9 protein-coding genes are annotated in these 9,779 nt (G+C 41.5%); 4 read left to right on the forward strand and 5 right to left on the reverse strand.

The window, feature by feature from the left end:
* Nucleotides 1-1,062: PhoX family protein (locus PX484_RS14895; RefSeq protein WP_288104475.1), on the reverse strand; the 1,062-nt coding region annotated here is incomplete at its 3' end.
* Nucleotides 1,063-1,455: 393 nt separating this feature from the next.
* On the opposite strand from PX484_RS14895, the gene PX484_RS14900 reads away from it, so the two are divergent.
* The gene (locus PX484_RS14900) at nt 1,456-1,779 is read left to right on the forward strand and encodes a DUF4164 family protein (RefSeq protein WP_002752658.1); all 324 of its coding nucleotides are present in this window, start codon (nt 1,456-1,458) and stop codon (nt 1,777-1,779) included.
* A 37-nt stretch (nt 1,780-1,816) separates the two neighbouring features.
* Here PX484_RS14900 and PX484_RS14905 read toward each other — a convergent pair whose 3' ends face one another.
* The 4 genes from PX484_RS14905 to PX484_RS14915 form a co-directional block, all read right to left on the reverse strand.
* Nucleotides 1,817-2,503: an N-acetylmannosamine-6-phosphate 2-epimerase gene (locus PX484_RS14905; RefSeq protein WP_287669644.1), complete on the reverse strand. Its 687-nt coding sequence runs from the start codon at nt 2,501-2,503 to the stop codon at nt 1,817-1,819.
* Between the two features lie 113 nt (nt 2,504-2,616).
* Nucleotides 2,617-3,126, reverse strand: coding sequence for an inorganic diphosphatase (locus tag PX484_RS14910; RefSeq protein ID WP_002760578.1), 510 nt, complete (start codon nt 3,124-3,126; stop codon nt 2,617-2,619).
* A gap of 161 nt (nt 3,127-3,287) precedes the next feature.
* Nucleotides 3,288-3,482, reverse strand: coding sequence for a TLTLP motif-containing protein (locus PX484_RS26065; RefSeq protein WP_012267246.1), 195 nt, complete (start codon nt 3,480-3,482; stop codon nt 3,288-3,290).
* Between the two features lie 716 nt (nt 3,483-4,198).
* Nucleotides 4,199-5,377 carry an AI-2E family transporter gene (locus PX484_RS14915; RefSeq protein ID WP_287170342.1) on the reverse strand — a complete coding sequence of 393 codons (1,179 nt, stop codon included), beginning with the start codon at nt 5,375-5,377 and terminating at the stop codon, nt 4,199-4,201.
* A gap of 285 nt (nt 5,378-5,662) precedes the next feature.
* On the opposite strand from PX484_RS14915, the gene PX484_RS14920 reads away from it, so the two are divergent.
* The 3 genes from PX484_RS14920 (at nt 5,663) to PX484_RS14930 (ending at nt 9,412) form a co-directional block, all read left to right on the forward strand.
* The gene (locus PX484_RS14920) at nt 5,663-5,971 is read left to right on the forward strand and encodes a type II toxin-antitoxin system PrlF family antitoxin (RefSeq protein ID WP_287767639.1); all 309 of its coding nucleotides are present in this window, start codon (nt 5,663-5,665) and stop codon (nt 5,969-5,971) included.
* Nucleotides 5,972-6,046: 75 nt separating this feature from the next.
* Nucleotides 6,047-6,679 (forward strand): VWA domain-containing protein, encoded by a 633-nt coding sequence (locus PX484_RS14925; RefSeq protein WP_002794745.1) that lies wholly within the window; start codon nt 6,047-6,049, stop codon nt 6,677-6,679.
* A gap of 15 nt (nt 6,680-6,694) precedes the next feature.
* Nucleotides 6,695-9,412, forward strand: a complete 2,718-nt coding sequence (locus tag PX484_RS14930; protein ID WP_287767641.1) for a dynamin family protein — start codon at nt 6,695-6,697, stop codon at nt 9,410-9,412.
* Nucleotides 9,413-9,779 lie beyond the last annotated feature (367 nt).

Consider the following 9,779-nt stretch of genomic DNA (forward strand, 5'->3'; position numbering starts at 1 on the left):
CAAGGGTTGCCCCGTCCGAGCGAGAAAAGCGACCGCTTCATGGCGAAAACGCCCTAACCAAGTGTGTTTTGTGCCGTAATCATCGGGATTGGCCGGATCCACCTCCACCATCCAACCGTATTTATTTCCCGCTAACCCAAAAACGTTACCCCGGCCATCCACTTCCCCACTATTGAGAATAAAGGGGGTAGTATCGGGATGCAAAGAAGAACCATCTTTTAACACTACCTCGGTCACTTGGTCTTGAAAGTTCTCCTCGGCACTAAATACGGTCCCCCAGGGAGTTGTTCCCCCGGCGCAATTTTGCAACGTTCCGATAATTTTTGCCCCTAATCCGTCATCGTAGCCAAGTTTATCAGTTTTGGTAAAAATTGCTACAGCAGGACCGGTGGCTTTCAGGTAACGACCGTCCTTTAGTCCAGAGATACCGGTAATGCGGCGATCGGCTTTACTATAGGTACGTTGCCATTTTCCCGTTTGATCTTTAGCGAGGGAAATTACGCCAATTCCCTGATCAATTAAGCCTTCTAGGGAGATTTCCTCGATTTTTGCCCTTAAGCTGGCATCTTGCAGGTTATAGGCGGCAATTTCACCCTTTTCGTTGGTTTTTTCTCGTACTTCCTTGACGGGTAGGGTTTTACCAATCACTTGTTCAAAGGTTTGTAGCCAAGTACGACCACTGATATATTCAAAATTAACGGTTAGATAACCTTGACCCGGACTGGTTTCGATAAAAGATAGATAATCATTGTTATAACCGAAACGGGAATCACCCACTTTATCTCCCCACTGCGCTACCACATCATAGGTGAATCCTTGCGGAAGAACGAGATCATCTGGGACTGTATAGGTTTGATAGGCACTTTTTTGGCTTTCATCGCTCATACCGTCAATTTTTAAGGGAATCGGCAGTTTGACTGGAGAAAAGTTTAAGCCAAAACTATTAGCAGCGATCGCAGGACTGCTAATCAGAGAGGAATATTTTTTCTCTTGCAGACTGAAAAAAGAGACACCAGCAGTGGCAGTTAAAAAGGTGAGGAAATTACGGCGAGAAATACTCATATTTTCAGGAATAAAGTCAAAACTGGTGTTCAGACCTTGATTAGGTTAAATTTTATTACATAAACTTGACATAGGTATTATATATTATCCAAGTTATGACTAAGTTAACAGCCAGTTAAGTAGGTAGGCACAATTATTTGTAGGATGGGTTAGCGGTAGCGTAACATAATCGGGCGTTGGGTTTCATGCTTCAACCCAACCTACGTTCATTTTATATTTAATTCCACCCACCTACTTAAAAGTAATCAGTAAACAGTAATCGGTGCAAAGACAGCAGAAAACTGCCATAATCAGTAAGCAGTAATCGGTGCAAAGACAGTAGAAAACTGCCATTTAATACCGCTCACTTAAAATTCAAATCTGATAACTGAAAACTGAATAGGGGTTTAGCAAATGTCTAACGAAACTGTAACTTATTCCCTAGAAGCCGTTCTGACAAGGATTGAGGGAAAAATCGATAACCTACAAAGAGATGTTACTCAAAAATTCGACAAAATCGATGAACGTCTCACAAAATTAGAAATCGGACAAGCCGAACTCAAGGGAGAGTTAAAAGGAGATATTAAAGCTTTAGATGAGCGATTGACCACGGAAATCAAGGGATTAACGGCACGGATTGCCTATCAGGAATTTACTAACCGGGGGATTTTAATCGCTTTAGTCGTCGCTATTTTGGGTGGTGCGGCTAAACTTTTTGGTTTTTTTCCTAATCCCTAGAAGTGGCTACCAGGCACGGCTAGGAGCAAGATCAATGTCATGAATATTTTGATAAAATTCCTTGTAAAAAAGCGGTAGTTTTTAAATCAATCCCTGTAATTGCCGTACCAACAACTACCGAATAGGCACCAACTTCTAGGGCTTTTTTGGCTTCTGTTGGAGTCGATATTCCTCCTTCACAGATAACAGGAACTGATAACTTATTAACTAATTCTTCTAGGAAAGAAAAACTCGGCGGATGCAGATGTTTAGTGGCTTCTGTGTAACCGTAAAGAGTTGTACCGACAACATCAGCACCGGCTGCCACCGCATAAATAGCACTTTCGATCGAGTCTATATCTGCCATGACTAATTTACCAGTTTCCTGATGAATACGATCGATAATTGTGGCTAAATTTTCATCATCGGGGCGCTTTCTTGGGGTAGCATCTAAGGCAATGATATCGGCACCCGCATCGGCAATAGCGAGAGCATCTTGATATTTGGGCGTAATATATACCGAACAATCGCGATAATTGCGTTTCCAGAGTCCAATTATCGGTATATCCGGCAATTGTTGACGGGTGGCTTTCAGATGAGCGGGACTATCAATTCTTACCCCACAAGCACCCCTATCCACGCAAGCATGAGCCATGGCAGCAATAATTACAGGATCGTGCAGAGATGACTCCACCGGCGCTTGACAGGAGACGATTAAACCCGATTTTAAGGTTTCTATTCGCATAAATTGGGGTGTGGGGTGTGGGGTGTGGGGTATGGGGTGTGGGGAGACTTTTCAGTTATCAGTGAACTGATAACTGATAACTAACCCCACCAGCAAACTTTTTGCCGCAAACCTTACTTATAAGCAGCAATACACTGTTCAACTAAAGCGGTTACTGCGTCCACATCTTTCCAACCGAGAATTTCTGTGACTTTTTTCTCTAGATTCTTATAGGTTTTGAAAAACTCGGCGATTTCCTCCAAGCGATGGGGAGAGACATCTTTGAGGGATTTTACCTCTGCATAACGGGGATCTTTAGCGGGAACACAGAGAATTTTTTCATCGCGGTCACCACCATCGATCATTTCTAACATACCAATAGGGCGGGCCGTAATCACACAGCCCGGGAAAGTAGGCTGATCCATGATCACCATACCATCTAAAGGATCGCCATCATCGGCGAGGGTATTGGGAACAAAACCATAATCACAGGGATATTGTACCGAAGAATAGAGAACGCGATCGAGAGCAAAGGCATTTAAATCCTTATCAAACTCGTATTTATTCTTACTGCCGGCGGTAATTTCCACTAAAACGTTAATTAAACCTGGTTTCGGTTGGGCAGGAATGCGCGATAAATCCACAAGCTTTCTCCAAATACAAGACAATAGCGCCTTTAGAGTCACCTAAAAGCGCAAGCAAAATTAAAACACACTTTGATTGACTCCGATCCAAATTTTACTCATAAGGGGGATCGGGACGAAGAAAAAAATTTTTATTTTGGCAATCGTCTATCTCAATTCTGTCACCTCATTTGCCTCGTTAGGGAGTAGGATGTGTTACCGGTAAGGGGTTCTTCGGTATAGTTAGGCGTGGAGTTATATCCAATCGCTAACAAGGGTAACGTTAGGGTCAGAATTGCGATCATGGTTCCGAGTAAATTGGCCCACCTATGACTAGGAGGTTCGGAAGTCTTCCCTGACGGGTTGCTTGATTCCATAAAGGGGTCGTGTTGAACTCGACAAGTAAAGAATACGAGAGATATATAGAGCAGTCAGCTATCGGCTTTTAGCTTTTAGCAAATTACTGCTATTTTTTGCCTTTGGGCTTGGTTAACGTCTCGTTAAAAAGCGAAACATTAACAGCAATACTCTCCCTACTAATTATATTTTACCAATTCTTTTCCAAGAGTTCACTCTGATACTTTTCTTGACGATCTCTCCAGATCATGGTCTGTTGGTGTTTGTCCATGTCATACTAAATCAGTTTTTAATAACTGGATTTAGTATCAATCCACAAAAAAAATGTCTGAAAAGCCCAAATATTAAGCGATTCAAACATTTTCTCATTGCAATCGGAGGGTGATATTGACTTTATGTCTTAACTTCGAGCTTACGATAGAAACCTAGCTGTTAATGTAGCCTATTTAACCAAAATATCGATTTTTTGCTGATTTATCGGGATAGACAATCACCTTTTCTCAGAAATTATCCGAGTTTAGAGATAATTGGTTAGCTAATCTCCCAATAAGCCAGGCCCCAGAGACCAGCAAGGCATCCGCCAGGGACGGCGATCAGGGCAAGTGGAGTTAATCTACCAATATGGATATCATAACTCGATCGAGGGAGAAAAGCCAAGAACCTGCGAGAAAATTGCCGATTTATCCCGGCCAATATTACTGCTCACATCGCCCTAGATCATGCCGTCAGTCATTCTTCAGCGAGAAACCACCTCGCTAGAGGATTCTGATTCTAGGGGGAGAGAGGGTTTAATTATCCCGTGTTTTGTCTCCTCTGGTGTCACTTGACGGATAACCTCCAAAGCTTCCTTGATCATTACTGCCATGGGAACCGCGACAATCACCCCCAGTAAACCGCCCACTCGCGCCCCCGTCAAGACCGAAACCAACACCCAAAAGGGATTTAACCCCGTGACACTGCCCAAAATCCGGGGAGCAATGCCGTTTTCGACAATTTGCTGCACCACTACAGCTACGGCTAAAACTTGCAGAGCTAAACCAATATCGCGCAAAGCTAGTAAAGCTGTCACTGTGACAATGCCGACAGTTCCCCCAAAAGGGATTAAGGCCATGGTACCAATCAAGAGGCCGAATAGAAGACCAAAAGGAACTTTAATCGATAAAAATGCCGTGACTAATCCCAGGGCCATGCAGGTGGCACAAATCACCTGTCCGACAAAGTAATTCTGAAAACTTAAGCGTAGGGTTAGAGAAAAGGGTTGTTGGACGGGTTTGGGCAACCATTGGATAATACTCCTCCAGATATCGGGACTGTGGAGAAGTAGATAAAAGGTGAGGATAATGGTTAGCAGCACATCAAGCACTCGCACCACGGTAAAAACGGTGAGATTAAGGGCTAAATTAACGCTTCTTCCCGCTAAAATTTGCAATTCTGCCCCTAAACGACTGTTAAACTGAGCGATCAGACCATCGAAACTGATCGGAATCGGTAGATTCATCGTGTCGATTTTGGTATCTAGTTGCATCAGTTGGCGCTGTCCCGAGTCTAACCATTCTGGCAATCTGTTGACAAATTGCTGCGCTTGGGTGAAGACTAAGGGAACTAGGGTGATTCCCACGGCCACAAAAATTAAAATCGTGATCAGGGAAACCACGATCGCAGCTAAACCCCGTTTTAATCCCTGACGTTCCAACCAAGTCACCGGATAACCCAAGAGAAAAGATAGAACGGCCGCTATCAGTAAAATAACAAATAAAGATTCAAAATAGCCAAAAATTGCCGATAATGCCCAGGCATTCAGAACTATAAGTGGTGCAGCTAGAGCAATCACCAGTAAGCGGGATAGGGAATTCAGGGATTGCCACCACGTCTGAACCCAATTGCGTTTCGGGGGAACGACTTTAACTTCCACCATGAAGCCTCTTAAAAGGGTTGTTTCAATACTTGTATTCTGACAGATCGAAGCCGAACCCGCTAACTCAACTGGGGGGAAGTGGGAAGATGGGGTGTGGGATGCTGACAGGTTTAGGTTTACTACAACAACCTTATGGGTGTAACGGGGCATCCTGCCGACATTTAAGGTGAACGGCTCCGTTAGGCTGTAGATCTAGTCACTCCATACTTGACAAGACAATGCAGTTGCATTACCATCAAGAGCTAGTTTTTATGGACAAGCTTAGAGGTCGCTATAGCTGCAACGATGGCCCCATGCCCAGAATCCACTCTTACTGATCGCTATCAGACTACAATTCCCGATTCTGTTCGCAAAGCCCTTGGCTTGAATAAGCGCGATAAAATCTGCTACAACATACAGGCCGACGGTAAAGTATGGATTTCCAGGGCTGACGGGACAGAAGAAAATGATCCGGTGCTTGGGAAATTTCTGAATTTTCTTGCCCAAGATATGGAACAGAACCCTCAACACATACAGGCAATTAGTTCTAACCTAGTCAATCATGTTCAATCTTTGGTCTCTGGCGTTGATCTGGATCTTGATGAGGACGAATAAGGTTGTATATAGATCAGCCGGATAGGTGCTAAGATAAGAGCAGGAGCAAAACTTTCAAATACAGGAGTGTATGCCATGCTTGAGGATCAGGATTCTATCTTGAAGGAGCGAGATTACACATTGATCATTGACAAAAGTGGAAGTATGTCAACTAAGGATCAGCAGGGCGGCAGAAGTAGATGGGATGTGATGCAGGAATCCACTTTTGCTCTAGTCACCAAGTGCGAAGAGTTTGATCCAGATGGAATTACTGTCTACTTCTTCTCATCTAAATTTAGACGCATTGAAAATGTTACTTCTAGTCAAGTTTCGCAATTATTTAAAGAAATCTCTCTTGTTGGTCGCACTGAGATGGCACTTGTTTTAGAAGACGCTCTACAAAACTATTTTCATCGAAAACAAGAGAAGCAAACCAAGCTAAATGGGGAAACAATACTCGTTATTACTGATGGGCAGCCCGACAATAAAAAAGCGGTTGCTGAAACGATCGTCAAAGCGACTCAGCAAATGGAAAAAGATGAGGAGTTAGCAATCTCTTTCATTCAAATCGGAAATGATCCTGATGCAACAAAGTTTCTTAAGTTGCTAGATGATGAATTAAAAGGTGCTGGAGCTAAGTTTGACATTGTGGATACAGTTACGATTGAAGATATAGAAGACGAGAACCTTTCATTGGTTGATGTTTTACTGAATGCAATTCTTGACTAACTACAGAGAGAAGCTATGGGTGGAATTGATGAATTATTCGACAAAGAAAATCCAGCGTCTCGGCCAAGAGATTCTCAGCCTGGAAAAGGTTCAGATGATCAATCTAATCTGGATTGTCAGAATTGGTTAAGTCGGTTTGGTAGTAGTTTAGGTGAAACTGAAGCAAGAAAACAGTTTGAGCGCTGGACAAAATTGCAAAGAAAATGTGCCGAACTGCAAGAAGTCCTTTCACAATATCAAAGTTTGGATCTATCTAAAGCCAAAAAGCTTCTTGACAGAGCGGATAATGTCCTTCGGCAAGATCGGGATTACCAAGTCGTAGTGATTGGTGAAACAGGTGCTGGTAAGAGCAGCCTTCTGAACGCTCTTTTGCAAGAAAGACTGCTTCTGACTGGTGGTGGAGCAGCAATTACTGGCACAGCTATCTATGTCTATCCCAATCAAAACGTGGATTTTGACAAAGCTGAACTTTCTATCAGAACTCAAGATGAATTCAAACCGCTACTACTTGGTGTAGCTAGTCATTACCTTGATGAGCAAACAAGGGCTAGTTTGTTTGGAGATGAAGCGAGTATAACTGCTGCTAAAGTTATCGATCTAGCAACTAATGAAGACATAGCTAAAAAGTTACCGGATAATGTTCCAATTGATAAACGAAAACGTATTGTAGATGAAATTTTAGACATTGCAAATACATGGCAGAAAATTGACAATATTAAAACATCGATTAAAATAGAGTTTCAACTTCCAAAAGATCAGAAAGAACTTAACACTTACTTAGAAGAAGGTGGTAGTCGAAATGGAAAGGAAAATCCTGAAAGAGTGATTCCTGCCATCAAGTGTGCAAAGTACTATCTAAAGCCGAAAGATAGCAGCTATTTGAATGGTAAAACATCTAGCAATGTTGTTTTTATTGATGTTCCTGGATCGGCAGCAAAAACTCTAAGACACACGGAGATTTTACGACAGGAACTTAAGAATGCTAATGCAGTAGTGTTTGTGGTTAATCCCAATAGACCTGCTGAAGAAGAAGGTACTTCTATCGCAAACCTACTAGATAAGTACTTATTCAGTGGCTATACGGCTGAAGAAAAAAGCAAATTTGCTAATCGTGTATTCATTGTTGTAAATAAAGCCGATCAGATAAAGTCTGAGGAAGATGAAACTCGACTAAAAAAATCATTATCGGAACTCTGCGAGATTATTGGCGATACAAATTTACTGAAATCTAGATATTTTAGGATTGTCGCAGAAAAGTCAGTACTTGCTCTAATTCTTAGACAGAAGATCAAACTGACTGACGAGATTGAAAAGGACTTTTACGCAACTTTAGCAAAATGCCACGTTGACAATTTAGGAAAGGCCAATCCTAATAAGCTAGATGAGGAAAGTGGAATACCAAGTTTATTAAAAGAGCTGAATACATTCTTGAGTAAGGATCGTGTTAAGCTCATGCTTGATGAAGGAGAATTATTTTTAGAGAAGGCGGAAAACGATATCAAGCTAACCTGTCGTCAAATTCTTGGATTAGAGCATCAGGAAATTTCATCTGAACAACTAGATGGACTTGGATTGACAACGAAAGTTTTTTGCGATCAGACTCTAGAACAAGATCGAAAAGAACTAGAGAAAGCCAGGAAGGCTCTGATTGAGTTTGTGAAAACTTGGATTGACAGTGAAGAGCATCAGGGAAAGGTTTCAAGCAAAGTTACAAGCATCTTTACTAAATTAAAAGACTCTATCAAGGAGCCAGCTAAACGCTTGCTAGATCCAGAAGACAGAGATGGTGCTCTTCATATTACCCTCTCACACGTTACTGGCAAATCATATCCAAATGTTGATTCTCCATTTCTTTTGCTGTCAACTGAAGAAAAATTTCATCGGGCTGTTGAGGAAAATAGTAGAGATTTAGCCGACTACTATTTTCATAAATTCGATGACAAAGTTCGAGATATAAAAATCGGTGAGCTAATTGAACAGAAATCTTATGAGCAGAAATATATCAAAGAACTAGCTCTTGACAAAGAAATTCAAGAATCCAAGCAGCAGGTTTATGAGAATTTTCTAGCTATCTGTAAATGGGTTCTCATGTACGAACTGGTCAAAATGCCTATTGATTTACCTCTTAATCCGTCTGGGGATGATGTGAGTCATAACCTTTCAGTAAAAGTATTTCAAGAAACATTCAGTGAAATTGCACCTGAGTTAGTTTCACTGGGTAGTGACGCAATTCAAATTATGGTATATGGAATTCTACCCTTACCTCTGAATAAGCTTATCGAAGTCTTTGCTCGTTTAGTTGAGCAGAAAGTTGAAGAGCCCACTGATGAAGATAGCGAGAAAAAGCCACCAAAATCCACAGAGAGCAAGCAAAATCTACCTGAAAAATTACTAGACAAGATAGATCTTGAAGAAAAAGTGGCTGAATATGGTAAGATTAACGATACAGAGAAATTAACTGAGCTTCTCCAAGAACAGTTTGCTTTTCGTTACAGCGTTGCTGTTAGTACGGCTTTGATTTATTTGGAAAGATTGTTTAGATATGAACTGGGGAAATATTACCAGAAATTAGGAGAAATCAACAATCGCCTAATCGGAATGCATCAGTCTGCTGTTAACTTGAATCATGAAGATATTCTAAAACAACTAGGTAAAAAACATACTGACATGAGCCAAAAGTTTGAAGATGCGTTAAACTGTTTGAAAAGGCTTTTGGAATTATCAACCATGTAAGTTTTGGGAAAGTGCAAATGCAGCCTAACAATCCTGTTGGAGCGGACTGTTTAGAGACCTCGGTTGTGTTGCTAAGGCTACTGGCATCCGCTCAACTGGAACGTTATACTGAATCAGTTTTTAATAGCATGATTAACTGCCAATCCAACTTGAAAAACCCGCTCCCTTCTCCCCACTGCTGTGACAAAAAACAACTATCCCCCGATAGCGATCGCAAAAGATTTGTGGTTCTTCGGTTTGTCTTATGCAACGTACAGGATTATAAGGAATGAAACTCTTATAGAGAAAGACATTTGGCGATTTTTGTCAATTGTTTTTGATCTAGAGCGAACTAATCAATTAAGTCTCTTGCCAGATAAGGATTTAG

Source organism: Microcystis sp. M49636_WE2, assembly GCF_030065375.1.
Classification (GTDB): domain Bacteria; phylum Cyanobacteriota; class Cyanobacteriia; order Cyanobacteriales; family Microcystaceae; genus Microcystis; species Microcystis aeruginosa_C.